Source organism: Pseudomonas sp. GM30 (assembly GCF_000282275.2).
Taxonomy (GTDB): domain Bacteria; phylum Pseudomonadota; class Gammaproteobacteria; order Pseudomonadales; family Pseudomonadaceae; genus Aquipseudomonas.
Genome location: NZ_AKJP02000010.1, coordinates 14,164 through 39,308, shown reverse-complemented (window position 1 = coordinate 39,308; position 25,145 = coordinate 14,164). Strand labels below are relative to the sequence as shown.

At 56.8% G+C, this 25,145-nt stretch carries 22 protein-coding genes; 14 read left to right on the top strand and 8 right to left on the bottom strand.

Going from position 1 to position 25,145, the window contains the following annotated elements; genetic code table 11:
- Nucleotides 1-7: 7 nt before the first annotated feature.
- The 5 genes from PMI25_RS07400 to PMI25_RS07380 all read left to right on the top strand — a co-directional run bounded on the left by PMI25_RS07400 (nt 8) and on the right by PMI25_RS07380 (nt 5,824).
- The gene (locus PMI25_RS07400; RefSeq protein ID WP_007968229.1) at nt 8-1,120 is read left to right on the top strand and encodes a polysaccharide pyruvyl transferase family protein; all 1,113 of its coding nucleotides are present in this window, start codon (nt 8-10) and stop codon (nt 1,118-1,120) included.
- Nucleotides 1,117-2,346, top strand: a complete 1,230-nt coding sequence (locus PMI25_RS07395) for a polysaccharide biosynthesis C-terminal domain-containing protein (RefSeq protein WP_007968230.1) — start codon at nt 1,117-1,119, stop codon at nt 2,344-2,346. Before PMI25_RS07400 ends, PMI25_RS07395 begins: the two co-directional genes overlap by 4 nt.
- Nucleotides 2,337-3,440, top strand: coding sequence for a hypothetical protein (locus PMI25_RS07390; protein ID WP_007968231.1), 1,104 nt, complete (start codon nt 2,337-2,339; stop codon nt 3,438-3,440). The genes PMI25_RS07395 and PMI25_RS07390 overlap by 10 nt, the downstream gene beginning before the upstream one ends.
- 12 nt (nt 3,441-3,452) lie before the next feature.
- Entirely contained in the window at nt 3,453-4,499 is a 1,047-nt protein-coding gene (locus PMI25_RS07385; RefSeq protein WP_007968234.1) for an acyltransferase family protein, read from the top strand.
- Nucleotides 4,500-4,684: 185 nt separating this feature from the next.
- Nucleotides 4,685-5,824 (top strand): SGNH/GDSL hydrolase family protein, encoded by a 1,140-nt coding sequence (locus PMI25_RS07380; protein WP_007968236.1) that lies wholly within the window; start codon nt 4,685-4,687, stop codon nt 5,822-5,824.
- Between the two features lie 85 nt (nt 5,825-5,909).
- Here the strand turns inward: PMI25_RS07380 and PMI25_RS07375 are convergent, their stop codons facing one another.
- Nucleotides 5,910-6,314: a hypothetical protein gene (locus tag PMI25_RS07375; RefSeq protein ID WP_007968238.1), complete on the bottom strand. Its 405-nt coding sequence runs from the start codon at nt 6,312-6,314 to the stop codon at nt 5,910-5,912.
- 37 nt (nt 6,315-6,351) lie between these two features.
- Nucleotides 6,352-7,185 carry a UTP--glucose-1-phosphate uridylyltransferase GalU gene (galU, locus tag PMI25_RS07370; RefSeq protein WP_007968239.1) on the bottom strand — a complete coding sequence of 278 codons (834 nt, stop codon included), beginning with the start codon at nt 7,183-7,185 and terminating at the stop codon, nt 6,352-6,354.
- Between the two features lie 389 nt (nt 7,186-7,574).
- Between galU and galE the strand changes: the two genes are divergently transcribed.
- The 6 genes from galE to PMI25_RS07340 all read left to right on the top strand — a co-directional run bounded on the left by galE (nt 7,575) and on the right by PMI25_RS07340 (nt 13,772).
- Nucleotides 7,575-8,591 carry a UDP-glucose 4-epimerase GalE gene (galE, locus tag PMI25_RS07365; RefSeq protein WP_007968241.1) on the top strand — a complete coding sequence of 339 codons (1,017 nt, stop codon included), beginning with the start codon at nt 7,575-7,577 and terminating at the stop codon, nt 8,589-8,591.
- A gap of 231 nt (nt 8,592-8,822) precedes the next feature.
- Nucleotides 8,823-9,059, top strand: coding sequence for a hypothetical protein (locus PMI25_RS07360; protein WP_003226528.1), 237 nt, complete (start codon nt 8,823-8,825; stop codon nt 9,057-9,059).
- Between the two features lie 144 nt (nt 9,060-9,203).
- Complete coding sequence (locus PMI25_RS07355) at nt 9,204-10,265, top strand: polysaccharide biosynthesis/export family protein (protein WP_007968243.1); 1,062 nt, start codon at nt 9,204-9,206, stop codon at nt 10,263-10,265.
- A gap of 8 nt (nt 10,266-10,273) precedes the next feature.
- Nucleotides 10,274-10,939, top strand: a complete 666-nt coding sequence (locus PMI25_RS07350; protein WP_007968245.1) for a YjbF family lipoprotein — start codon at nt 10,274-10,276, stop codon at nt 10,937-10,939.
- Entirely contained in the window at nt 10,936-11,697 is a 762-nt protein-coding gene (locus PMI25_RS07345) for a capsule biosynthesis GfcC family protein (protein WP_238547071.1), read from the top strand. Before PMI25_RS07350 ends, PMI25_RS07345 begins: the two co-directional genes overlap by 4 nt.
- A complete protein-coding gene (locus PMI25_RS07340; protein ID WP_007968250.1) occupies nt 11,694-13,772 on the top strand; it encodes a YjbH domain-containing protein in 2,079 nt (692 codons plus the stop codon). Before PMI25_RS07345 ends, PMI25_RS07340 begins: the two co-directional genes overlap by 4 nt.
- Nucleotides 13,773-14,748: 976 nt before the next feature.
- Here PMI25_RS07340 and PMI25_RS07335 read toward each other — a convergent pair.
- The 3 genes from PMI25_RS07335 to PMI25_RS07325 form a co-directional block, all read right to left on the bottom strand.
- Nucleotides 14,749-16,143, bottom strand: coding sequence for an undecaprenyl-phosphate glucose phosphotransferase (locus PMI25_RS07335; protein WP_007969591.1), 1,395 nt, complete (start codon nt 16,141-16,143; stop codon nt 14,749-14,751).
- Nucleotides 16,144-16,533: 390 nt separating this feature from the next.
- Nucleotides 16,534-17,178 (bottom strand): winged helix-turn-helix domain-containing protein, encoded by a 645-nt coding sequence (locus PMI25_RS07330; protein WP_007969590.1) that lies wholly within the window; start codon nt 17,176-17,178, stop codon nt 16,534-16,536.
- Between the two features lie 279 nt (nt 17,179-17,457).
- Nucleotides 17,458-18,198, bottom strand: a complete 741-nt coding sequence (locus tag PMI25_RS07325; protein WP_007969589.1) for a winged helix-turn-helix domain-containing protein — start codon at nt 18,196-18,198, stop codon at nt 17,458-17,460.
- 508 nt (nt 18,199-18,706) lie between these two features.
- Here PMI25_RS07325 and PMI25_RS07320 point away from each other — a divergent pair.
- On the top strand, nt 18,707-19,540 hold the full coding sequence (locus PMI25_RS07320; protein ID WP_007969588.1) for an undecaprenyl-diphosphate phosphatase: 834 nt from the start codon (nt 18,707-18,709) through the stop codon (nt 19,538-19,540).
- 52 nt (nt 19,541-19,592) lie between these two features.
- Here PMI25_RS07320 and dusA read toward each other — a convergent pair whose 3' ends face one another.
- The 3 genes from dusA to PMI25_RS07310 all read right to left on the bottom strand — a co-directional run bounded on the left by dusA (nt 19,593) and on the right by PMI25_RS07310 (nt 23,109).
- Nucleotides 19,593-20,588 (bottom strand): tRNA dihydrouridine(20/20a) synthase DusA, encoded by a 996-nt coding sequence (gene dusA, locus PMI25_RS07315; RefSeq protein WP_007969587.1) that lies wholly within the window; start codon nt 20,586-20,588, stop codon nt 19,593-19,595.
- A gap of 623 nt (nt 20,589-21,211) precedes the next feature.
- Nucleotides 21,212-21,838, bottom strand: a complete 627-nt coding sequence (locus PMI25_RS28015; RefSeq protein ID WP_007969586.1) for an RloB family protein — start codon at nt 21,836-21,838, stop codon at nt 21,212-21,214.
- A 2-nt stretch (nt 21,839-21,840) separates the two neighbouring features.
- Nucleotides 21,841-23,109, bottom strand: coding sequence for an AAA family ATPase (locus PMI25_RS07310; RefSeq protein ID WP_007969585.1), 1,269 nt, complete (start codon nt 23,107-23,109; stop codon nt 21,841-21,843).
- Between the two features lie 706 nt (nt 23,110-23,815).
- On the opposite strand from PMI25_RS07310, the gene PMI25_RS07305 reads away from it, so the two are divergent.
- The gene (locus tag PMI25_RS07305; RefSeq protein ID WP_007969584.1) at nt 23,816-24,178 is read left to right on the top strand and encodes a DUF6124 family protein; all 363 of its coding nucleotides are present in this window, start codon (nt 23,816-23,818) and stop codon (nt 24,176-24,178) included.
- 180 nt (nt 24,179-24,358) lie between these two features.
- Nucleotides 24,359-25,138 (top strand): S6 modification regulatory phosphodiesterase RimA, encoded by a 780-nt coding sequence (rimA, locus tag PMI25_RS07300; protein WP_007969582.1) that lies wholly within the window; start codon nt 24,359-24,361, stop codon nt 25,136-25,138.
- Nucleotides 25,139-25,145 lie beyond the last annotated feature (7 nt).

The following is a 25,145-nucleotide window of genomic DNA, read 5'->3' as shown; positions in this document are numbered from 1 at the left end:
CAAGCTTATGAACGTAACGATTTTGCATGGCTACAGTGCCTCCAACTCCGGCGACGGCCTGCTCGTCGATCTGGCCATCGCCTTGGTGCAGCGCAACTTTGGCGAAGACACCGCGATCAATGTCGTGGCGTCCGACCCGCAGTCTTTCGCCTACTTGCCGTACCCGCGATTCGACGCGCCGGTGATGGCGGCCAAGGGCCTGGGGCGGGTCAAGCAGGCGGTTTTTCTCAATCAGTCGTATGCCGGGCTGGCGGATCTGTTGCGCAAGACCGATCTGATCGTCGGCGTCGGTGGCGGCTACATGCGCTCGAAAAGTGCCTTCGAACACATCAAGCTCAAACTCGGCCACGCCAAGCAACTGGAAACGGCGATCCTCAGCAAGGTGCCGTCGGTGTACCTGCCGCAAAGCATCGGCCCGTTCCATGGCGAGAGCCGCAAGATCGTCGATCACTACGCCAGCGCCGACGCGGTGTTCGTGCGCGATAACCGCTCCTCGGCAATGTTCGATGCCTGCGAAAACGTCTATCGCGCGCCGGATCTGGCGGTGCAGTCGTTGGCCAGCAAGATCCTTCAGCAGCCGAAGTTCACCCGCTGTGCCGCATCGCCGGCCACCGTGTGCGTGGTGCTGCGCAAGCCGCCGGAGTGGAGCAAGGACAAGAAGGTCGCCTACGTCGCCAACCTGAAGTTGCTGCTGCAGCGCCTGAAGAACAAAAGCAAAGTGGTCTGCGCGGTGCAGAGCGCCGTTCGCGGCAACGATGACGGTGCGTTCTATCGCGAACTGGGCATCAGCGAAGACCTGCTGTCGCTGAAGGCGACGATTGCCAAATATCAGCCGGACCTGGTGATCTCCGTGCGTCTGCACGGCGCCATCGAATCGTTGTTGTCCGGTGTCCCGGCGTACCACATCAGCTATGAGCGCAAAGGCTTTGGCGCCTATCAGGACATGGGCGTGGAGGACTGGGTAATCAATGGCGGCGACATCAATGTCGACACCATCATCGACACCGTGTACGCGCCGAACGCGCTGTCGAACTTCGGCAAGCGCCTGACCGACACTTGTCGCGAAATCGAAGCCAAGACGGTGATGATGGACGAGATCATCAAAGGCGTCGTTCGATGATTTTTCGCCTTCTGCTTCGCGGCGGAGCTTTAGGCGCGAAGTTTCTGCTGGTGTTGGCCATCACCCATTACCTGGGCTACGAAGCGCTGGGGTTTTATGGCGTGGTGGTCGCCGCGTCGCTGATCGCCTCGAAGTTCTACAGCGTCGGTTTCAGCTCCGAGATCAATCGGTTGATCAGCGTCGGCGGCAGCTCGCGGCGGGTGGTCGATAAAGTCCTGCTGCTGTATCTGGCGGTGGGGCTGCTGCTGTCGCTGCTGACGGTGGGGATTTACTCGCTGTTCCAGCAGGTCGAGGCGAGCACCGCGTTGATTCTTTGCGTGACGCTGGTGCTGCTCACCGAACACCTGTCGTTCGAGATCAATTCGTTCGTTTTTTCTGCGCAGAAAGCCACGGCAGGCGCGCTGCTGTTCTTCATCAAGACCGGCCTCTGGGCGCTACTGGCAGTGGGCGGGATGATGCTCGACTGGGTCTCCGGCATCGCCAGTGTGCTGTGGCTGTGGGTGGCCGCCAACGTGTTGGTGATCGTCGCCGGTTACCTGATTGTGGTGAACGTGCACAAGGGCCGGGTCAGCGAAGCACTGACTACCGCGACCGTGTGGAAGGCCGGCCTGCCGTTCTACTTCGGCACGGGCTTGATCGCGCTGAGTCAGTACGCCGAGCGCTTTCTGATTGCCGACCTCGAACCCTACGCCAGCCTCGGTAAATACGTGTATGCATGGTCGGCGGCGAATACCTTGCAGGCGCTGTCCTACGCGGTAGTGGCGGTGGTCGGCATTCCGGTATTGGCCAAGCGGTTTCAGGCGGATCAGCAGGCGTTCACCGTACGGCAGTTGTTCGTCAACAAATGGGTGATGCGCTCGTTAGTGGTGTCGGCGGCGGTGGCGGTGCTGATCTATCTGTTCTTCAACGTGGTGCTCGATTACGTCGCCAGCAGCGTGCCGCGTCCGGACAACACGATCCTCGGCGTGCTGATCTTTTCCTTTGCCCTGCGGGCCATCGGCGACATCGTCTGGGGTGGTCTGATCGCTTCGAAAAACAGTCGGGTGTCATTCGCCAGCGCGGCGATCTGCCTGCTGGTGTCGGTGCCGGTCAGTTATCTGCTGATCAAGCACTATTCGATTTACGGCGCGGCGTGGGGCAATGTCTTCGCGATCATCGTGCAGCTCGGGGTGATCGCCGTGTTGACTCGGGCGACCCGTGCCAAAGGGGCGCTGGCATGGGGTTGAAGTTGCCGTGCATCGAGTTTCGCGGCCGCAGACTCGATTCTTCGCTGTCGTTCCTGATTCTGTTTACCGGGCTGTTTCTGTCGGTGGCGATGCCGCTGTTGATCCCGCGCGATCCAGGCCCGGATGCGATGACCTTGTGGTCGTCCTATGCGCGGGCCGACAACTGCAATTTCTGGAACCCGTTCTCGCCGGATCGCTCCTCCTACGAGTGTTCGGCGTTCCTGCTGCGGCCCACCGGGATCAACCTGACCAACGCCTGGGCCTACGGGATGTTCTGCAATTTTTTCCTTACGGCGATTCCGGTGGTGGTGTTCCGACGTATGCCGCTGGCGATCTTCGGCACCCTGTGTCTGTGGGGGGTTGTGCGTTCGTTCTTTCTGGAAAACCTGACCAAGGAAATCATCGTCTCGGTGGCGGTGCTGAGCATCTTGTTCAGCTCGCTGACGCGTAAATATCGCGGCGGGTTTTTTCTGTCGGCGGTGATCTACGGCGTACTGATCCGCCCTTACTGGATCCTGTTTTCGCTGTCGTGGGTCGGCGTTTGCGTGATGAAGAAGTACGTGTCGCGCTTCACTTTCTTCCTGATGCTGTTCCTGTTTTACCTGGCCGTGGCCATGGCGATCCAGCTGGCCCTGGGCTTTCCGGTGTCGTCGATTCGCGCCAGCAACAACGAACTGCGCACGGCAGGGGAGGAGGGCTCGAAATCGCTGATCGTGTCGTGGCTCAGCGGCAGTGACTTCGTCTCCCAGGCGCTCGACTCGATGATCATCTTCTTCCGGCTGTCGTTCCCGGTGGAGCTGATTCTGTTGTCCGGGCCGGGCCAAGTGATCTTCGTCGCGTTGATGATCATGACCGCGCTGCTGCTGTTCAAAGTCATCACCTCCACCGATTACAAAGGCGCGCCGATCGAAACCAAACCCAAGGAACTGATCGCGATTCCGCTGGCGTTCCTGCTGGTGCAAGGGTTGTTCGAGCCGGACTTCGGCTCCTTCGCCCGGCACTTTTCCATGGTAGTGCCGGTGTTGTTTGTCGGCTTGGGTCTGATGTTGCGCGCGAACAAACCGGTGCGGGTTGAATCACGAGTTCTGAATTGAGGCAGGTGCTGTATGTCGAGCAAGAAAAAATCGCTGGAGATCGAAACTCTGCGGGGTCTGGCGTGCCTGCTGCTGGTGCTCTATCACGTCATTGGCCCGTTGGGCGGGGGCCTGAAGATCGATATCGGCTCGCCGTTCCGAGTGATCGCCGACTCGATGGTGTATGTGCGCATGCCGCTGTTCACCTTCATTTCCGGCTACATCTATTCGATCTACAAAATTCGCGGCAATGACTTTTCCGCGTTCTTCAGCGGCAAGGTACGGCGGCTGCTCGTGCCGCTGTTTTGCGTCGGCGTGCCGTTCTCGGTGTTGCAGGCGGTAGGGCCGGGGGTGAACAAGGACGTCGGCGTGATTGATGCGTTGCTGTCGTTCTGGGTGCCGGTCAACCACTTCTGGTTCCTGCAGGCGGTGTTCATCATTTTCATGTTCGTCGGCCTGCTGGAATGGCGCGGGATGCTGCGCTCGATGACGCGCTTGTATCTGCTGTTCGCCTTCGCTGCAGCGGTGTTTCTGTTGCCGCCGTTCAAGCTCGATGCGTTCGGCATCAATGGCGCGATTTACCTGCTGCCGTTTTTTGTGGCGGGGATGATCGGCCAGGAAAATGTCGAAGCGTTGAAGCAGCGCTTCAAGGTGATCGGTCCGCTGGTGTTTGTGTTGATTTCGTTGACGCTGCTGTACGTGGCGGCGATTGATCGCGAGTTGATCGTTGACCGCCGCAGCCTGATCGGTCTGACCGTGGGGTGTGTGTCCTGCATTGCTTTGCTGTCGAGTGACATGCGCTCGAAGTGGCTGACCTGGCTGGGCGGCTACTCTTACGCGATCTTCCTGTTTCATGTGCTGTTCGCGGCGACTTCGCGGTTTGTCATGGGGCGGCTGGGGGTGAAAGACGAAAGCATTCTGGTGCTCAGTGGGCTGCTGTTCGGTCTGTTGGGGCCGGTGGTACTGTCGATGATTTTCAGTCGCTTCAATGTCACTTCGGTGCTGTTTCTCGGGGAACGTGCGGCGAAGAAAAAACCGGCGGCGAGCGTTACTCCGGTGGTGCAGACCCAACGGATTTAACGTCGTACACCATTCCCTGTAGGAGCTGCGGCACGCTGCGATCTTTTGAGGTTGATGTTGAGGATCAAAAGATCGCAGCCTCGTTTCACTCGACAGCTCCTACAGGGGATTGGCGCATGACGTCGATCCAATGTGGGAGCGAGCCTGCTCGCGAAGGGGCCATTCCAGACTGAAGGAAATAATGCATGTTGGCAGTAAATGACGCTCAGCCCGTCGCGGCGTCGGTGGTGGAAGTGGGCGATGCCCGCGAGCGCTTTGCGCAGTGGCGCGAAGGCAAGGCCGGGAAGGTCTTGTCGGTCTCGGTGATCGGCGACAGCTACAGCGCCGGGCAGGATTTCTACCTGAACAAACTGGTGCAGCGCGTGGCTGGCGAAGTCGGTTTTGCCGGTCCCGGTTACGTCGGTTTCAACCACGGTGCCGCGCTGGGGGGCACGCATTTCAAATACACCCGCAGCAGCGAAAAGTACTTCGGTGGTGGCTGGCAGGTTTCCGGTCTCGGTCAGGCCAGCCCCGACAGCCGCACGGTCACCGGCAAGCCCGGTGCCTGGTTGCAAATCGATGCCAGCCCGACACCGGCCATCGACACCCAAGTCAACCAGGCGAAATTGCTTTATCTGGGCAACGGCGAAGCCAGCGAGCTGCGCTACCGCTGGACACCCTCGCAGGACTGGCAACCGCTGGCGCTCAAGGGTTCGGGCGTTCAGGAAGTACCGCTTTCAGGTCTCTCTTCAGCGGCAGACTGGTCGTTCAAACTGGAAGTGGTGAAGGGCGCACCGACCTTGTTCGGCCTGTGGCTGAGTAACGACCAGAACGGTGTGCGGGTTTCGAAACTGGCGGCCTCCGGAGCGGCCTCCGCTGACTTTTATCACCAGGATCCGCAATGGCAGGTGCAGTGGAAAGCCGCCGTGTCGAAGATTCCCGCCGACGTTTACCTGATCATGCTCGGCGGTAACGATCAGGGCTTCGGCGTCAAACCCGAGCAGTACCTGCACAACGTTCAGGGCCTGGTGGCGATGATCCGCGAGATCCAGCCGGCGGCGAGCATCAACCTGATCATGCGTCAGGACACCACGCGCTCCAGTGCCTATCCGATGTCGGCGTATGCGCAGGTCTTGCAGCCGTGGGCGCATGAGCAGCAGTTGGGCTTTGCCAATCTGCAATGCGCGTTCGGCCCTGACGTCAAACGCTATGCGGCGGCGATGATCGGGCCGGACAGGATTCATCCGCAGCCGGCCACGGGCGGGAAAGTGATTGCCGATTACTTCTATCGCTGGATCGTCAGTGGCATCAACGCGGACAGTTGCGACCCAACGAAACCCCTGTAGGAGCTGCGGCACGCTGCGATCTTTTGATCTTGCTCTTAAAATCAAAAGATCGCAGCGTGCCGCAGCTCCTACAAGGGGCAGTGTGCTATTCGAATTGTTCGATCTGGCTCAGGAGCTCCGCAGTTTTCTGCGGCATCAGTTGCGTCGCACACCGCGTCTCGACATTGATGATGATCGCCGGCTCGTTGCAGCACAGGCGCACGCGGAAGCGCCAGTCGCTGAAGATCACCTTCAGGCCATCGCGATCGTCCATTTCCAGCGCCTGCTCGGCATACCGTTGTTTCAGGTGGGCGAGCAGGGGATAGGGATCGGCCAGCGCTCGGCGAATGTCGCCGGACGCGGGGAACATGCCGATGCGCTCCACCAGCAGAATGCTGCCCAGCCACGACTCGTTGGCGCTGGGCAACGGCTGATGGCGTGACAGCCAGCTCACCGTGCCGAGGTTGCCCACCTCACGTTCAATCTCTGCTGCATGCTGTGCCATGTTCATCGGTTGCCTCCTGAAAAGAGAAGTGGGCGGGGCCGTCTCAGCGGCCTTTGAGGTAGACGTTGTCGTAGCAGAAATTAGTCGCCTGCAGGTAACCCTCGGCGTCGCCGCAGTCGAAGCGCAGGCCCTTGAACTTGTAGGCCAGCACGCAACCGTTCTGCGCCTGTTTCATCAGCGCGTCGGTGATCTGGATTTCGCCGCCCTTGCCCGGTTGCGTGTCGGCGATCAGGTCGAAGATGTCCGGGGTGAGGATGTAGCGGCCGATGATCGCCAGGTTCGACGGGGCGTCCTGCGGCGCGGGTTTCTCCACCATGTTATTGACCCGGTAGATGCCCTCGGAAATCAGTTCGCCGGCGATCACCCCGTACTTGTGGGTCTGGTCGGCCGGGACTTCCTGGATGGCGACGATCGAGCAGCGGAATTTCTTGTACAGCTGAATCATCTGCGACAGCACGCCGTCACCTTTCAGGTTCAGACACAGGTCATCGGCCAGCACCACGGCAAAGGGTTCATCGCCGATCAACGGACGGCCGCTGAGAATCGCGTGACCGAGGCCCTTCATTTCCACCTGACGGGTATAGGAAAAGGTGCAGGTGTCGATCAGCTCGCGGGTGCCGGCGAGGAACTTCTCTTTCTCGGTGCCGCGGATCTGGTGTTCGAGTTCGTAGCTGATGTCGAAGTGGTCTTCCAGCGCACGCTTGCCCCGACCGGTGACGATGGCCATGTGTTGCAGGCCGGCGTCCCGTGCTTCTTCAACGGCGTATTCGATCAACGGCTTGTTGACGATCGGCAGCATCTCTTTCGGCATGGCTTTGGTCGCCGGCAAGAAACGCGTGCCGTAACCGGCAGCGGGGAACAAACATTTACGAATCATAAAAGTATCCTGGACAGTCATGGAACACAGGCAACGGATGCGCGCACTGATCAAAGCGCACAAGTTTCAATGATTATTGAACGAGTACTTTAATACCTGAGTCAGGTTGTTAATGGCAATTAGCGCAGGGGGTAAAACATGACAATGTTATGAGATGTCGGTAATAACGTTATTAGTTATTTTTAGTCGGTATCTGTTGATAGTGATGAGCGCACTTGGGGTGCTAATAAGTACCGGGCAATACAGTTTGACCTGCAAAAATATTTATTGCCAGTAGTTGAACTAATTTTGTTTAAGGCTGTTGTCGTCCTTATTTGTGTGGTGCGCCACAGATTCAATGAAAGGGACTTGACAGGCTACTTGTCACTTATCCAATGACGGACCGCGCTATGAAGATTCTGGTAACGGGTGGCGCCGGCTATATCGGCTCGCACACCACACTTGCGCTGCTTGAAGCAGGTTATGAAGTTGTTGTACTGGATAATCTTTGCAACAGCAGCGATGCGGCATTGCACGCGATAGAAGGTATCTGCGGCAAAAGCGCGTTGATGATTCGCGGCGATGTCTGCGACCGGGCGTTGCTCGACCGGATTTTCCGCGAGCATGCGATCGACGCGGTGCTGCATTTTGCCGGGCTCAAAGCCGTCGGCGAGAGCGTGCGCAAGCCGCTGGATTACTACGAGAACAATGTCGGCGGCAGCATCACCTTGTGTCAGTCGATGGCCGCAGCGGGGGTGTTCCGGCTGGTGTTCAGCTCGTCGGCGACGGTGTATGGCGAGCCTGAGCAGATGCCGATCCGCGAGGATTTCCCCACCGGCATTCCGACCAATCCTTACGGTCAATCCAAGCTGATCGTCGAGAACGTGCTGCGCGACCTGAGTCAGGCCGAGCCACGCTGGAGCATCGCCTTGTTGCGTTACTTCAACCCGATCGGCGCGCATCACAGTGGGCATATGGGCGAAGACCCCAGCGGCATCCCCAACAACCTGTTGCCTTACATCAGCCAGGTTGCGGTCGGCAGCCTGCAAGAGTTGTCGATCTTCGGCGACGATTACCCGACGATCGACGGCACCGGGGTACGCGATTACATCCACGTCGTCGACCTCGCCGATGGCCATCTCAAAGCTCTGCAATCGATTGCCGACCGCCCGGGCATCCATACCTGGAACCTCGGCACCGGCGACGGCTACAGCGTGATGCAAGTGCTGCATGCCTTCGAACAAGCCAGCGGACGACCCGTGCCGTACCGGGTGATGCCACGTCGCAGCGGGGACATCGCCGAGAGCTGGGCCGACGCTTCCAAAGCCGAAAAAGAACTGGGCTGGAAAGCCACTCGCAGTTTGCAGGACATGGTCACCGATACCTGGCGCTGGCAATCGAATCATCCGCGCGGTTATCTCGAATGATGTCGTTCTAATACTGAATGTTAGTTTCGGTCAGCTGTTAGATATCGTCGGGAAAATACGCTGGAAATGCCTTTTGCAAGTCCGTAGATATAAACCTGCCGTTCGACTTTTATCAGTTGGGTAAGACTGTGAAAGAACGACGGATCTTGTTCGCGCTTTTCGCGGACTTGAACGCTACCACCGCTAACAAAGACCGGTTTTTAACAGGTCGAATGTTAGAAAGGAGTTGATATGAAAAAAGTGATGGCGATTGCCCTGTTGACGATGTTGAGCAACTGGGCGTCCGCTGCTGAAGCGCCGCTAACTGCGGTGACCAATGTATCTGGCAGTGTGGCGGCTTCTACAGCGCCTGCTGCCAGTACTGCAATGGTTGCCAGTGCAGTCGCAGCGTCCAACAGCGGCGGAAGTGCCAACGGCGGTACCACTGGCACCACCGGTACTACCGGCACCACCGGCACGCACAACTAACAGGAACATTTGTTAGTGCAGTACAGGGTCGCCCGACGCAAGTCGGGTGACTTTATTTTTAGATTCGCCCTTGAATAGCGTAGTGCCATTATGACTCGTAGTTTTTCTCTTTTGCTGTTGGCAAGTATCGCTTTGCAAGGTTGCATGTTTTCCCCCGGCCAATACCTGAGTACTGGCGACATCACACGCCAGGGCGCCAGCGAAAGCAGTCGGGTCGAGCTGATTCCGATCACGCCCAAGCTGATCTCGATGACTCGCGCCACACAAAAGCGTGAAACGGTGCCGGCGGAACTGTTGGCAACACCGGCGGAATACCGCATTGGCAGCAACGATGTGCTGTACATCACGGTCTGGGATCACCCGGAGCTGACCGCGCCATCGGGGGCACAACAGCAGATCGACGCCAACGGTCGACTGGTGCGCTCCGATGGCACGCTGTACTACCCGTTCATCAAGGAAGTGCAGGCGGCCGGCAAGACTATTCAACAGCTGCGCTCGGACATCGAATCCCGCCTGTCGGCGTTCATCGCCGAGCCGCAGGTGGATGTCGCGGTGCTGCGTTTCGCCAGTCAGAAAGTGGTGGTTTCCGGCGCCGTGGCCAAGGCCGGGCCACAACCGATTTCCACCAATCCGCTGAGCGTGGTCGAAGCCCTCGGTACTGCCGGCATCGACACCAATAACGCCGATCTGTCGGGCTTGTTGCTGACTCGCAATGGCCGGGTGTATCCGCTCAATCTCGACTCGCTGAACCAGCAGGATTCCGAGTTGCAGCACGTCTTCCTCAAGGGCGGCGATCAGTTGTATCTGCCGTACAACGACAACAAGCGCATCTACGTCATGGGCGAAGTCAATCAGCCCCGTGCGCTGAGCTTCAAGACCGCGACGATGAACCTCTCCGACGTGCTCGGTTCGGTCGGCGGTTTGAGTCAGACCACTTCCAACGGCAACGCGGTGTACGTGATTCGCGGGGTGGAAAACCTCGATGTCGAGCCGGCGAAAATCTATCAACTGGAAGCTCAGTCGCCGACCTCAATGGCGCTCGCTTCGCACTTTGAAGTGCGTCCCCAGGATGTGGTGTACGTCGGCCCGGCCAACGTCACGCGCTGGAACCGCTTTATCAGCCAACTGGTGCCGTCGGCATCGATTGTCGGGACCGGGGCTTCCGCTGCGAAGAACTGGAGCGAATTCAGTAACAACAGCAAATAAGGCCGACCGTGAAAACCTTGAAAGTTGGCGTCTGCCTGATGGCGGCCTTGATGTTGTGTGGCTGTAACCCGCTGATGACCGCTTCGGTGCGCAACCTCAAGTCGGCGGTGATCGGTCCGGACGAGCTGGACGTGAGTGCGGCGCAGGTGGCGGAGGTCAAGTATCCGCAAGTCAAACTGACCACACCGTCCGGCTCCGGGGTGCTGGCGCTGGTGCGCGAGCGTGAAGACCTGCAGTTCTGGGTCGCCTCCGGCAAACAGGTGTTGCTGCTGCGCGATGGCCTCGCCGTGCGCACCATCGGCCTCGGCGTCGAGGGCGATCTGGACGGCACGCGGCTGGCCGACAACGCGCCGTTCAAACAAGGCCTGCACCGGGTCGCCGATGGCTTCACCAGCCAACGCTGGATCGACCTGTACAAGGGGCAGGAAGTCGGTTTGATCGTCAACAGCCGGTTCTCCCGCCGATCCACGCAAACCCTGCAAATTCTCGACAAGGAATACACCGTGCTGCGTGTCGACGAACGTATCGACGTCCCGGCCATCGGCCTGCGCGCGACCAACCATTACTGGGTCGATCCGCTGGACGGTTTCATCCTGCAGAGCGAGCAGCAACTGACCACGCAACTGCGCGTGCGCATCGTGCAACTGACCCCTGATCGCAGGCATCTGCCGTGAAGCGCTTACGGATGTTATCGGCAGGTTTGCTGTTGCTCAGCGGCGTCAGTCAGGCAGCGGTCACGGTCAGCGGCGATGTCGCCAATCCAGGGCAGGTGGAGTTGCCGCCGGGCGGACGCTTGCTCGACGTGATCAGCGTGGCGGTGCCGAATGCCGAGGGTTACTGGCTGGCCGGCGTGTTGCTGCGCCAGTCGTTGCTGGAACAACAGGCGCGGCTCAAGGCCGGGGTGTTGTTTGATCTCGATGTGTTGCAGCGCATGGCCTCGTTGTTTGACCGCCCGAGCCGCGCGGCGCTGGCGCTGCGCCTGGCCGAACAGGTGCGGCAGATGCCGGTCACCGGGCGTCAGGTGGCGGACCTCGATCCGGTCGCGGTGGAAGTCGGTTTCGCGCGCAACATTCGTCTCGACGATGGCGATCAGCTGATCTACCCGAAGCGGGTCGACGAGGTGCAAGTGTTGGGCGCGGTCGCCGAGACCTGCCACCTGCCTTATCAGCCTCTGCTGGAGGCGCGTGAGTACCTGGAAAGCTGTACGCCGCTGGACGATGCCGAGGCCGATTACCTGTGGCTGATCCAGCCCAATGGTGCGGTGCGGCGCGTGGGTATCGCGCACTGGAATCGCGAGAGCGGGCAGTTCCCCGTGGCCGGCAGCAAGATTCTGGTGCCGGTGAAAAACGATGATCTGGATCCGCCTGTTCCTGAACTGAATCAGCAGTTGGCCGAATTGATTGCCACGCAGCTGGCTGAGGTGGTTCGTTGAAGTTACGTTTTGCAGCTGTGTTGTTATTGCCGTGCGGTCTGGTACATGCCGAGCCGCGTATTACCCAAAATGATTTCGGCGGCACCGGTCTGTTGCAGACGCCGACCGCGCGCATGGCCCCGGCCGGCGAACTGAGCGTCAACGCCAACCGCACCGAGCCTTACAGCCGCTACAGCGTGTCGTTGCAGCCACTGGACTGGCTCGAAGGCTCGTTTCGTTACACCGCCATCACTAACCGGCCGTACGGCTCCGAGGCGCTGAGCGGTAGCCAGAGCTATAAGGACAAGGCGGTCGATGCCAAAGTCCGGCTGTGGCAGGAAAGCCACTGGGCACCGGAAATCGCGCTGGGCTTCCGAGACATCGGTGGTACGGGCTTGTTCTCCAGTGAGTTCTTCGTCGCCAACAAGCGCTTCGACAATTTCGATTTCAGCGCCGGCATCGCCTGGGGTTATCTCGGTAATCGCGGTGATCTCGACAACCCGCTGGGTTACGTCAGTGATCGCTTCGACACCCGGCCGGCCCTTGAGGGTACCGGTGACGTCAACTCCGGTTCGTACTTTCGCGGTCGGCCGTCGTTCTTCGGTGGTGTGAGCTATCAGACGCCGTGGGATCGACTCAGCCTGAAGCTCGAATACGAAGGCAACGACTACAAGCATGAGCCGAAGGACAACGTGATCAAGCAAGACTCGCCGATCAACTTCGGCGCGGTGTTCAAGGTGGCCGATTCGGTGGACGTCAGCGCGGCGTGGGAGCGGGGCAACACGGCGATGTTCGGCATCACCTTCCACACCAATTTCGTCAGCCGCAAGGCACCGGCCAAGACCTACGATCCGACGCCGGAACCGCTGCCGGCGAAGATGCCGACCACGCCGATGGAACAGGTCAACTGGGCCGACGTGTCGCAACGTCTGCAGCAAAATGCCGGGTACAAGGTCGAGCGCATCAGCCAGCGTGATTCCGAGCTGATCGTCTACGGCGAGCAGCAGCGCTACTTCCATTCGTCGAAGGCCGTTGGCCGCGCGAGCCGGATTCTCGACAACAGCGTGAACGACGACATCAACTGGTTCACCGTGGTCAACAAACGCTACGACCTGCCGCTGGAAGAGACCAGCGTGCCACGCCAAACCTTCCGCGAAGTGATCAACAATGAGGAGCCGCTGGAGTCGCTGCACCGCACCACCGAGATCAACCCGGCGATGCCGCACAACGAGAAAACCCTCTACAGCGAAGCGCCGCAGCACTTCAATTACGGCGTCGGCCTCGGCTTCAAGCAGAACGTCGGTGGCCCGGATGGTTTGCTCTATCAATTCAGCGCCGATGCGGACGCCGAGTACCGCTTCAACCGCAACACCTGGTGGAACGGCCTGCTCAGTGCCAACCTGGTGAACAACTTCGACAAGTTCACCTACGATGCACCGAGCGGCCTGCCGCGGGTGCGCACCGATTTGCGTCAGTACCTGACCACCTCGGAAGTGACCATGCCGTTGTTCCAGGTCAGCCACGCCGAGCAGTTGGACAAGGACCTGTATGGCATGGTCTACGGCGGCTATCTGGAGTCGATGTTTGCCGGCGTCGGCGGTGAGGTGCTGTTCCGTCCGACCGGTGAGCGCTGGTCGGTGGGGGCGGATCTGAACTACGTGCGTCAGCGCGAGTTCGACCAGGGTTTCGGCCTGCGCGATTACTCAGTCTGGACCGGGCACATCACCGGCTACACCGACTTGCCGTACGACACGTTGGCGGCCGTCAGTGTCGGTCGTTATCTGGCCGGCGACTGGGGCGGCACGCTGGACATCTCTCGCGAGTTCTTCAACGGCGTGCGCTTCGGCGCCTGGGCGACGATCACCACGGCTGGCAGCGCCGAGTACGGGGAGGGTAGTTTCGACAAGGGCATCTACCTGTCGATCCCGTTCGACGAAATGATGAGCATGTCGACCATGCGCCGCGCCAACCTGGTCTGGGCCCCGCTGACCCGTGACGGCGGCGCCAGGCTCAATCGCAGCTTCCAGCTGCACTCGATGACGGATAGCCGCGAGGGTGACATGTTCTATCGCAACTTCTCGAAGATTACCGAGTAAATCCCGGGTCACCCCACATCCCTCTCCCTGTAGGAGTGAGCCTGCTCGCGATAGCGTCAGCCCAGTTGACATCCGTGTCGCCAGACCCACCGCAATCGCGAGCAGGCTCACTCCTACAATGGCCCTGCGGTGAGGCCACGCATCCCAACCTAAACCCCATCCCTGTGGGAGCGAGCTTGCTCGCGAAGGCGTCGGCACATTCAACATTTGTGCAGTTTGACCCACCGCTTTCGCGGGCAAGCCACGCTCCCACAGTGGTTCGAGGGTGAAGCAAATATCTTGATCCACACCCCAATCCCTGTGGGAGCGGGCTTGCTCGCGAAGGCGCCGGCCCATTCAACATCTGTGCTGCCTGACCCACCGCTTTCGCGGGCAAGCCACGCTCCCACAGTGGTTCGAGGGTGAAGCAAATATCTTGATCCACACCCCAATCCCTGTGGGAGCGAGCTTGCTCGCGAAGGCGTCGGCCCATTCAACATCTGCGCTGCCTGACCCACCGTCTTCGCGGGCAAGCCACGCTCCCACAGTGGTTCGAGGGTGAAGCAAATATCTTGATCCGCACCCCAATCCCTGTGGGAGCGAGCTTGCTCGCGAAGGCGTCGGCCCATTCAACATCTGCGCTGCCTGACCCACCGCCTTCGCGGGCAAGCCACGCTCCCACAGTGGTTCGAGGGTGAAGCAAATATCTTGATCCACACCCCAATCCCTGTGGGAGCGAGCTTGCTCGCGAAGGCGTCGGCACATTCATCATCTGCGCTGCCTGACCCACCGCCTTCGCGGGCAAGCCACGCTCCCACAGTGGTTCGAGGGTGAAGCAAATATCTTGATCCACACCCCAATCCCTGTGGGAGCGAGCTTGCTCGCGAAGGCGGCGGCACTGCCACCCTCGCAACAGCCTGACCCACTGCCCGAATCCCGCCCACAAAAAAGGGGACTTTCGTCCCCTTGCGGTATCGTCTGGCTTGTCACCAGTCCATCAATAAATATCCTTCGACAACAACGTAAACGGCGTCTTCACCAGGATCTTCAGATCCAGCCACAACGACCAGTTGTTGATGTAATGCAGGTCCATCTCAACGCGGCGCTGCATCTTGTCGATGGTGTCGGTCTCGCCACGGCAGCCGCTGATTTGCGCCAGCCCGGTGATCCCCGGTTTGATTCGGTGGCGAGCCATGTACGCGAGGATTTTCCCCGAGTAGTAGTGGTTGTGCGCCACCGCGTGTGGGCGCGGGCCGACCAAAGCCATTTGCCCCTGCAGCACGTTGAACAACTGTGGCAGTTCATCCAGTGATGTGCGGCGGATGAAGCGCCCAACGGCGGTAATGCGCGAATCGTTGCGGCTGGCCTGAACCACCTCACGATCATCGTGCACGCGCATCGAGCGGAATTTCCAGACCTGAATCACCTTGCCGTTCCAGCCGTGGCGATCCTGCTTGAAGAACACCGGGCCCGGCGAGTTGATCTTCACCGCCAATGCAATGAACAGCAGCACCGGACTCAACAGAATGATCGCCAGCAGCGCCACGCCTTTTTCCACCAGACTCTTGCTCAGCGCAGCAGTAGGGCGGCTGGTCAGCGGGCTTTCGTTGAGGCAGATCGCCGGCAGACCATCCACGACCTTCACCGAGTGATTGAGCAGAGTCAGACTGTTCAAGTCTGGCACCCAGACCACATCGACGTTGGCGCCGAGCAAATCGACGTACATCGCTTCGATTCTCGCGGCCTCGGCCAGCGGCAGGGTGATATACAAACGACGGATGTCGTGGTCTTTGATCAGTTCCAGCAAGTCTTCCTGATCACCGACCACACGCGGCGCATCCGCATTCAGTTGTGGTGTCGCGCCGTTGCTGACCAAACCTACCAGCGGCAGGTTTTCCACCTGACTGATCTTCTTCGCCAGACCCAGAGCCAGCTCGCCAGTGCCGACGATCAGGGTCTTCTGTGCGCTGGTGCGGGAACGCTGGTAGTACTTGGAAAAGGCATGCAGTGGCGCGTACATCAACGCCTGACCGAGGAAGCCGTAGACCGCCCAGCTCAGCGTCACCTCGCGGGAGAACACTTCGTCGGCCTTGCATACGAACGCGATGCCGGCCAGCGCCACCATGGTCATCGACCAGCCCATGAACAAACGTCCGAGACCGGTCAGGTAGTTGTCCTGCTTGCGATACACGCCGCTGAACGTATACGCCGGTACCGAGGCCAATACCGCCAGTGTCGCGCACATGCGGTAATAGAACTCGACGGTGCCTGTGTGCCGTTCAGCCAGTATGAATAACAACGCAACAATGAAAGCCTGCGCCAATGCCCATTGGCCCCAGAAGGTAAGTCCCTTGAGGCCGTTATTTCGATTGATCCGTAGAGAAAGTTCCATGAGATATCCCCAGAAATACGTCCATTCAGGTTTCGACAGTTGAAGTCCGAGTTGCTAGATAGGCTTGTTGTTGTTATTGGACGAGTGTCCTGAGGTAACAACGTCGATAGGCCGAACTGTCGTCAATCAATAGACTAAGTTATTGCCGGAGAGGGTGTCTGACGAGTTCTAACAAGATGGCACAGTGCCAACTTTTTAATAATCAAATACAAGGGTGTTAGAAAAGGTCGCAGAGCAGGGGGTGAATAAATTATGTTGTGTTTGTTACTGTAGGAGGGGTGGAGGCAGGGAGCTTGAATTTACCAGGAGAGGTGAAACCAAACAGAGTGCTCTTGTTGTTTTTGTAATCGCACTGTATCTGTTTGTCTTGTTCGCGGATATCGGCGGTATTTACGCAACGATTTCCTGAATGAGGCAATAACCGCGGTTTCTTACGGCACGGAATAATCGCTCACCATTACTCGCGTTTTTGAACTTGTCCTGCAAGCGACTCAGGCACATTTCCAGGCCACGATATTGCTCCGGCTCGCGGCCGATGCTGAGGATCAGGTCATCTCGACTGACCACGCGTTCTTCGTGATGGAGCATTTTGCGCACCAGCGCGGTTTCCAGTCCGGTAAGGCTGATCTCGACGCCTTCCTTGACCAGTGCGCCTTGATCGTTGTCCAGATGCCAGGTTTCGTTGCAAGTGGCGGCGTCTTCGATGGCGGCAGTGCGGTTGTCGCTCTCTGCACTTTGAAACGGATTGGCCGATTGTGCTGCGAGCCATTCCGATTCGAGGGTGGCCAATATTCGCTGGGTGTCGTGTTCAATCGTACGGGCAACGTTTTTCCGGGTGCCCCTTGGGTAAGTGAACTCCATCAGCATGGGAGCGGAAGAGGGCGAAGTAGCACCTTCAATAAACATTTGTGCCTGAGACGTGCCAAACGAATTGAAGCGCTCGCTGGACAGAATGCTCTCAAGTTCGCGCTGCGACGTTGTACTGTTGGTCACGACGACAAAATATTTTCTTGGGAGGGTTGTACTAGTTTCCATGTCTCTCTCCTAAAATGTGCACCAAAATGGGCGAAAAGGTAAATCGGCAGGCGAGCAATGACTTCCTTGGAAGTAATCGACAGGCAGGGTCTGGGCCCAAAATGGCCCTCGATAAGTTCCACTCGTTCTGCTGCTATGTTGTTAAGTTTATTGTTATGGTTCGGTGTAGCCGCGCTCATTCAATGGCTTGATTATTAGTAGATTTGAAGTACAACTTGAGCTGTATGGTTGCATATGACGATCCTTCGTGATTATGCAAAGAGGATGGCTGCCCGAGAGTCAGGCAGTCGATATCAGACCCCGCATCAGGCGATAGCCGTAGCCGCGGATGCTCTGAATCGCGTTGGTACCATACATGTCCTTGATTTTTCCACGCAAGCGGCTGATGGATTTTTCCAGTGCCCTCGGGTCGTAGAAATTGGTATTGAGCCCCATGATGCCGGCGATTTCATCATGGCTGAGAATGTGATTGCTGGTCTGCGCAAAGGCTTCCAGGATCTTCATTTCGGCGAACGAGATGTCGAGTTTCTGGTGGGGGCCGCCCTGCAGGCAGATGCGCGTAGGGTCGAGTGTCAGATTGATATCCCGCTGCCATTCTTCGCTGTTGAAGAACTCACCGAGCAACTCGTCGCCCTCGTCGGAAAGGGTATTGAGCTTGATACAGAAGTCGGCACCGGCCAGGAAGTACTTGATCTTGTTGAAGGCGCCGCGACCGGTAATGACCGCGCAAATGATCGGCTTCAAGTTTTCGTTACGCAGGTTCTCGATCAACGCAAGATTGTCTTCCAGCGCTTGCGGACTGTCGATAACGATGAAGATGGCTCGATACGAACCAGAAAGTTCATTGTTATAGGAACTAGTGTACGAACCGGCCTCAAGTGCCATATCAGTGCGTACGTGCTTTGCGATCAGCGCCCTGAAATGTTCAGCCACGCCACGGGTACGACCCAGAGTAAGAACACCGGGTACGTCGTTTGTCGGGCGCGGACTTCTAGTCGCCAAGTTCCCTGAGAGCATCATGCTTTGACTCGAATTAGGTGCTGACATCGGGATGTTAAAGCACCGGTTCTCATCTGTGACTGACAATTGGTAACATTCACGCGATTTTTAGACGTGGCTCCCGAGTTTTCTAACAATAATTAAGCATTTCAAGCTTTTAGTTGATTTTCTCGAGACCGTGAACTAGTCGTTAGATGGTGGCAATGTGGAATTGTGCCACTATTTTGAATCTATGGCGATGGCTTTATTCATGTCCAATTGCCACTGTCCACGATCGCGGGATAGTGTGAGCTTGATCACACTTTATTGGCTGGTCGAACTTTTTCCTATCTAAATGCCTAAATATTTTCCGAGTGGTTCGTAGGCGGACGATTATTAACATGGCTTGAGTGTGTCTTTTGATAAGACATATTCTCCGTCGCCTGATCAGGCAATGGGTGTCGCGTTATACCGATTGTTTAACTTCAGATACTCAATTCCTGAATGCAGTTGACCGGTCGCTCATCAAGAGCGCTCTGACGGAGGATTAATGGATTTCTGGACCTTTATCCAGGTGTTGATATTGGGCGCGGTAGAAGGCCTGACCGAGTTCTTGCCGATCTCCAGTACCGGCCACCAGATCATCGTCGCCGACCTGCTGGACTTCGGCGGCGAACGCGCGATGGCGTTCAACATCATTATTCAGCTGGGCGCGATCCTGGCCGTGGTCTGGGAGTTTCGCCCGAAGATCTTCGACATCGTCAAAGGCTTGCCCACCCAACGCAATGCGCAGCGTTTCACCCTCAACCTGCTGATCGCGTTCCTTCCGGCGGTGATCCTCGGCGTACTGTTCGCTGACAAAATCCACCAATACCTGTTTAACCCGATCACCGTAGCCATGGCCTTGGTAGTGGGCGGCATCGTCATGTTGTGGGCCGAACAGCGCAGCCATGTGGTGAGCGTCGATCACGTTGACGACATGCGCTGGTCAGACGCGTTGAAAATCGGTTTCGTGCAATGCCTGGCGATGATTCCCGGCACGTCGCGCTCGGGCTCGACCATCATCGGCGGTTTATTGTTCGGCTTGTCCCGGAAAGCCGCCACAGAGTTCTCGTTTTTCCTCGCCATGCCGACCATGGTCGGCGCCGCGGTGTACTCCGGCTACAAATACCGCGACCTGTTCCAGGCCAGTGACCTGCCAGTGTTCGCCCTCGGTTTCGTCATCGCCTTCATCTTCGCCATGATCGCCGTACGCGGCCTGCTCAAATTCATCGCCAACCACAGTTATGCGGCGTTCGCCTGGTATCGAATCGCGTTTGGCTTGTTGATTCTGGCGACGTGGGTGTTTGGTTGGGTGAACTGGACGGAAGCGGCGGCGGGGTGATGCGCACGCCAGGCGGATCAACCCGCCTGGCGCGTTTTACGGGGGGAGGGCATCAACGCCCTTGCAGCAACTCGCCAGCCTGATCCAGCAACGCCAACGGATCCTTGGCCTTGTGAATATCCACCGACAACAACTGACGGAATTTACGCGCCCCCGGGAACCCGGAGCCCAGCCCCAGCACGTGCCGGGTGATGTGATGCATCGCACCGCCTGACTGCAAATGCTCGGCAATATACGGCCGCAACTGCGCCAGCGCCTCGGCACGGCTGATCACCGGCGCGCTGCTGCCGAACAACTGCTGATCGACCTCCGCCAACAAATACGGATTGTGATAAGCCTCACGCCCGAGCATCACACCGTCAAAAGTCTGCAAATGCTCATGGCAGGCCTCCATCGTCTTGATCCCGCCGTTCAGCACAATCTCCAGCTCCGGAAAATCCGCCTTCAACTGCGCCGCCACGTCATACCGCAACGGCGGAATGTCGCGATTCTCCTTCGGCGACAACCCCTCCAGAATCGCAATCCGCGCATGCACGGTAAAACTGGTACACCCGGCATCGCGCACCGTGCCGACGAAATCACACAGCTCGGCGTAACTGTCCCGCCCATTGATCCCGATCCGATGCTTCACCGTCACCGGAATCGACACCGCATCGCGCATCGCCTTCACACAATCCGCCACCAACTGCGGATGCCCCATCAGGCACGCACCGATCATATTGTTCTGCACCCGATCACTCGGGCAGCCAACATTAAGGTTTACCTCGTCGTAACCATGCTCCTGCGCCATGCGGGCGCAAGCGGCCAGATCCAGCGGGACGCTGCCACCCAACTGCAGCGCCAGCGGATGCTCGGCTTCGTTGTGACGGAGGAAACGTTCGTGATCGCCGTTGAGGAGGGCGCCGGTAGTGACCATTTCGGTGTAGAGCAGGGCGTTCTTCGACAGGAGGCGTAGGAAGAAACGGCAATGGCGGTCGGTCCAGTCCATCATCGGGGCGACGGAGAAGCGGCGGGAGAGTGGGGCGGGTGTGGCGGAGATAGGGGGCATTGGCGGTTCTGGATTGGGTGGGGCTGGGAGGTGGGGGAGTTTATCAGGAATGGTGGAGGACGGGGTTGGAGGCTGGTGGGGGTCTATTTGTGAAAATTTTACCCAATGACGATGGAGGGGGTAGAAAAAAATTTGTCCTTCCATTGTCACTGTGAACGAGCTGATTGGTTTGTTCTTACTCATTCTCGAATGGTTTACGCTGGTGTGAAAAGGGACCGTACTTCTAAAGCTCGCCGCCGATGACCAATCGATGGACAGCCTCGAGCGATTGTTCTGCATCTCCGACTTTACTGGCTCCAACAGGGCAGTGGTGAAGTGTTCGCCGGCAGTTGGATCGATAGTTTTTTAGTGCCAGAGTACCGCTGCAAACTCCTACGGAGATGTTCGACGGCTACCGGATAAGCAAAGGCTTAAAGGGCGATTTGTTTTAAGAATATTGCAGATGAGAGGGGTAGGCTGGCACTTTCACACAAATTGCGTAAATGACACTAGTCTCGCCTGACGCTACTTCGATACCGCTGAAGGCCTCGAAATATTGGGGGGTGAAGGGAATCGAAATCTCGCAATTAGCTTGGAAAGTTAATTGCGAGGATCTAGTGGAAGACTCATAAAACATGAGTATTTTACTTTTTTTGTGGGGCGGATAAGGTTTCGAATTTGTCGATTAGTAAATGAATTTTTGTGCTTGGGTTAAGTTGGTTTTCATTTTCTGCATCGATTAATACTCTCGGCGAAACCTTTCTAGCTTGATCAAAAGGTGCGCCTAATAGTTCTTGGAAATAGCTACGGTTTTTCCCCTTGTCATAATCAGCAAGAGGCGGTTTTGTTTTGATTTCTCGGATGACGTTATCTCCCGGAGACGATCTTCCAGTTCTGCTAAAAGGTTTTCTGCAATATCCAAAATGTAATAATATCCAAAACTCAAAAGATGGATAAGAGGGTATTATGGTGATTTTTTTATGGGGTCTAGCAATGTCTAATGCTCTATCGAAGCAGGCGTGGCTGTCTCGGTCGATGGCGCAGTAAACTTCGTCAAATTTCCTTTGGCGAGCAATCGCATGTTCGACAATGCCGCTAGGATGTGTTACGCCTGCGTGAGCAATATCTACCAAAAGATTTGCCCTAAAGTATTCGGCTGCTTCCTCTAGGTATTGTTTTCCAGATTTTGTATCTTCGCAAAGAACCAATACTCTCTTTTCGGGAGCATACTTTGATTCTCCTCTCGCAAAAGAGTTTGCACTCCTAGCCATGATTAAACTTCCTTCGTCAATGGAAGGCCGCGATAGCGCCCCGCAAAATAACGTTTTTCTAGATCCTCACCCTCACGACCGTCGAAATCATGGATTGAATAAAGTCGCGTAGCGGCGAACTGGTCTCGTTCTGTAATCCAGAACTGATCTCTTCTCAGGACTTTTGAGTTCATTAAGTGTGTGTCGTGAGTAGTAAATATAAGTTGTGAGTATTTAGTGGTTGTAATGTGTTTCTTTATTATGTTTACGACAATCTGAGGGTGTAGGCTGCTGTCGAGTTCGTCGATGATTAACGTAAGGTTGTCGCCACTGCTCTGGCCTTTCATACCTAGGGTGAACCACGGTAGCCAAAAGCCAATTAGATTTCTAGTTCCTTCCGACTCTTCGCTGAAGTCAAAGTCAGCCTCTCCAAGTGCGCTCTTATGAGTTAGCGTGGTCTTGGTGTCTTCCTCGAAAGTGTGAAATTCCTCTTCTACACTATAGTCGCTATTGAGTAGCATTTCATTTTCAGCTGAAGGGGTAATAGTGATAGAGCTGATTGGAACGTCGACTTCCTGCAAAAAATTTGCGAGATGCTCCGATGTGTTTGGCATTATTGCCAAAACTTTTCGGCTCGCTCGAGACCATGATTGTAAGTTGTTTTGATCAATTACGAAGCAAGAGCCATCAAACCAAGAGAATGGAGTCATGAGTTGAGTCATGTCTTCGCTGCTGTTTTGAGCGGCTTGTGCTAGATATAATGTACGAGGGCTTGTTATTTTTCGCCAAGCTTCATGTACCTGCTCCCCCCCTTCAAGAGTGTCCCCAAACGTATAAACTTCTTTTTTGTCGATAAACTCTCGTTTAAACAGTGGTCTTGTTTTTCCATTGGGGAATGCTATGAGTTCTTCGAATAATATTCGTGAGCTGTTGGCGCTTACTGTGTACTGGAAGCGCGTGCCGCCTTGAATAAAGTGATACTCAAAATTACTAGGTTCTAATTCTAAGTCTTTGTCAAAGCGGAATGGGCTTACCTGTAAAGATTTGTCGGAACTTCGCGCATCCTTTCTAATAATATCCTTTACAAAGTCAATCGCACGGAGCAGTGATGACTTTCCAGATGCATTCGGCCCATAAATAGCTGCAACTTTCAATAAGTTAGGTAGTTTTTCTCCTCGTACGTTAGGGGAGAAAACGTTGTCTCTCTTCCCAAGGCGAGGAGACGCCACCATAGACAGCGTCTGGCGCCCCCGGAAGGATCTAAAATTGGAGACTGAAAACTCAATTAGCATGCTGAAATCCGTTGCTACTTATTAATAATCGCTCACAGTAGGCCAAAAAAGCCATTGAAGTGCAATTTTTTTGCATTTGGCGGGCTCGCAGATTGTGAAGCTGTGTGCTAGCCGGTTGCCCGCTATCCGGCTACGTGAGGTCGGTAAGAGGATGTGGGGACCAGGTTGGTATGGGAGGGAGAAGGTATTGCTCTAAGCCGTTATTCTAGAGCGGTTTGGGGTTAATGGATCCAATTCATTTTTGGAGAACGGCGATCAGTGCTTGAAGAAAGAGCACAACGCTCTTCCTGCAAAGGTTAATGGTGTCAGGTTCAAACATTGTGCTAGTTGAGTCCGTTCCAACCAAAAAATCTGTAGCTGTTTAAATGAGGCCTATTGTTGCAGTCCTGCTCCTACACCACCTTGCGCCTCCCCCTACACCTAAGACAGAATCCGCCGGCTTGTGCGTCTAGTTCGCGGGTTCTATCGTCCCTGTGTCACTGCAAACCAGTGATCGGGTTTGGTAGCCCGCTTCGTTTCTAGACTCATGGCGTCACCGTGTGCAGTCCTTTCTCGGGGCTCCGATTTCATGGTGGTCATGCGTGGGGCTCATTCGTGGGCGCCGGGTTCTAGTGCGACCGGTCTACCAACCCGCGTATGGCCGCCACCTATCGTTTGGTAGCGAGGGTGATGGCTCCTTTTAGTATTCGCACTAGAGGCTCCATCTATGTTCAAAGTAACGCCCAACCCACCCGAATCCGACCCCGCATCCCCATACGAATCCCTCGATTCCCGTAAACTCCACGAAGCCGCCGAGCGCGCCCTCGATCACTACCTCACCCCGGCCAGCCAGATCATGGCCAGCGGTGATCAATCCAGACCGACGTTCCTCGCCAACCCGGCCTACGACACCGAATCCCTGCTCGCCAACGCCAGCGAATCCCTGGGTTCCGCCACAACCATGCTCAACGATTTCGCCGCATTGCTGGATGTCTCGCACCGCAAGACGTTGCTGGGCATTGCGCAGGTGGTGATGTTGGGGGAGTTGGCGGTGAATCAGGCGTTGGATAACGTCGAGCTCAAGGCGTAAAAACCCTGCCCTCCATGAGGAGCAATGGTGCATTTTTGCACCTGATGGCATTTCGCAATGAACTTGGGCTGACCGCGCCGGTCAGCCTGTAATATGCGGTGCCATCAAGTGATGGCTACCGCTTTTCTTACCGTTAATTTCTGCACCACGGAAGGTTTCAACCCGCTCTCAGGGGGCTTCATGACTCATATTCCCGTTTTCCCCCAGCCCGGCGGCGGGTGCCAAGGGTGCCGACAAAAAGGCGAGGCCGATCTGGCGTTCTCCTTTGCTTTCCAGCCGATTGTCGATGTACGTGATCAATCGACCTTCGCCCACGAGGCGTTGGTCCGTGGGGTGCATGGCGAGGGCGCACTGTCGGTGCTGGAGCAGGTCGATGACCAGAACCGCTATCGCTTCGATCAACTGTGCCGCGTGCGTGCGATCTCCACGGCTGCGCAGTTGGGGCTCACCGGGTTTCTCTCGATCAACTTCTTGCCGAACGCCGTTTATCGTCCGGACCTGTGCATTCGCAGCACGCTGGAGGCGGCTCGCGCGCATGCGTTTCCGCTGGATCGGCTGATCTTCGAAGCGGTCGAGGGCGAGCACGTTGAAAGCAACAAACACTTGATGAACATCTTGCGCGAATATCGCGAGTTTGGTTTCAAGACAGCCATCGATGACTTCGGCGCGGGTTATTCCGGGCTGAATCTGCTGGCGGACTTTCAGCCGGATCTGATCAAACTGGACATGGCGTTGATTCGTGATATCCACCGTGATCGTGTGCGTCAGGCGATTGTGCGGGGCGTGGTGGGCATGTGTACCGAACTGGGAATCGAGGTGATTGCCGAGGGCATCGAACACCCGGAGGAGCGGGATTTTCTCGCCGATTGCGGGATTTATCTGATGCAGGGTTTCTGGTTTGCCAAACCGGCGTTTGAGGCGATGGCGCAGATTCCGCTGGAGGCTTGGCGGGCGGTTTGATGCGAAC

What these genes read in the sequence shown, in the direction of transcription:
- PMI25_RS07400 (WP_007968229.1), top strand. Translation starts at nt 8, where the DNA reads ATGAACGTAACGATTTTGCATGGCTACAGTGCCTCCAACTCCGGCGAC.
- PMI25_RS07395 (WP_007968230.1), top strand. Translation starts at nt 1,117, where the DNA reads ATGATTTTTCGCCTTCTGCTTCGCGGCGGAGCTTTAGGCGCGAAGTTT.
- PMI25_RS07390 (WP_007968231.1), top strand. Translation starts at nt 2,337, where the DNA reads ATGGGGTTGAAGTTGCCGTGCATCGAGTTTCGCGGCCGCAGACTCGAT.
- PMI25_RS07385 (WP_007968234.1), top strand. Translation starts at nt 3,453, where the DNA reads ATGTCGAGCAAGAAAAAATCGCTGGAGATCGAAACTCTGCGGGGTCTG.
- PMI25_RS07380 (WP_007968236.1), top strand. Translation starts at nt 4,685, where the DNA reads ATGTTGGCAGTAAATGACGCTCAGCCCGTCGCGGCGTCGGTGGTGGAA.
- PMI25_RS07375 (WP_007968238.1), bottom strand. Translation starts at nt 6,314, where the DNA reads ATGAACATGGCACAGCATGCAGCAGAGATTGAACGTGAGGTGGGCAAC.
- galU (WP_007968239.1), bottom strand. Translation starts at nt 7,185, where the DNA reads ATGATTCGTAAATGTTTGTTCCCCGCTGCCGGTTACGGCACGCGTTTC.
- galE (WP_007968241.1), top strand. Translation starts at nt 7,575, where the DNA reads ATGAAGATTCTGGTAACGGGTGGCGCCGGCTATATCGGCTCGCACACC.
- PMI25_RS07360 (WP_003226528.1), top strand. Translation starts at nt 8,823, where the DNA reads ATGAAAAAAGTGATGGCGATTGCCCTGTTGACGATGTTGAGCAACTGG.
- PMI25_RS07355 (WP_007968243.1), top strand. Translation starts at nt 9,204, where the DNA reads ATGTTTTCCCCCGGCCAATACCTGAGTACTGGCGACATCACACGCCAG.
- PMI25_RS07335 (WP_007969591.1), bottom strand. Translation starts at nt 16,143, where the DNA reads ATGGAACTTTCTCTACGGATCAATCGAAATAACGGCCTCAAGGGACTT.
- PMI25_RS07330 (WP_007969590.1), bottom strand. Translation starts at nt 17,178, where the DNA reads ATGGAAACTAGTACAACCCTCCCAAGAAAATATTTTGTCGTCGTGACC.
- PMI25_RS07325 (WP_007969589.1), bottom strand. Translation starts at nt 18,198, where the DNA reads ATGATGCTCTCAGGGAACTTGGCGACTAGAAGTCCGCGCCCGACAAAC.
- PMI25_RS07320 (WP_007969588.1), top strand. Translation starts at nt 18,707, where the DNA reads ATGGATTTCTGGACCTTTATCCAGGTGTTGATATTGGGCGCGGTAGAA.
- dusA (WP_007969587.1), bottom strand. Translation starts at nt 20,588, where the DNA reads ATGCCCCCTATCTCCGCCACACCCGCCCCACTCTCCCGCCGCTTCTCC.
- PMI25_RS28015 (WP_007969586.1), bottom strand. Translation starts at nt 21,838, where the DNA reads ATGGCTAGGAGTGCAAACTCTTTTGCGAGAGGAGAATCAAAGTATGCT.
- PMI25_RS07310 (WP_007969585.1), bottom strand. Translation starts at nt 23,109, where the DNA reads ATGCTAATTGAGTTTTCAGTCTCCAATTTTAGATCCTTCCGGGGGCGC.
- PMI25_RS07305 (WP_007969584.1), top strand. Translation starts at nt 23,816, where the DNA reads ATGTTCAAAGTAACGCCCAACCCACCCGAATCCGACCCCGCATCCCCA.
- rimA (WP_007969582.1), top strand. Translation starts at nt 24,359, where the DNA reads ATGACTCATATTCCCGTTTTCCCCCAGCCCGGCGGCGGGTGCCAAGGG.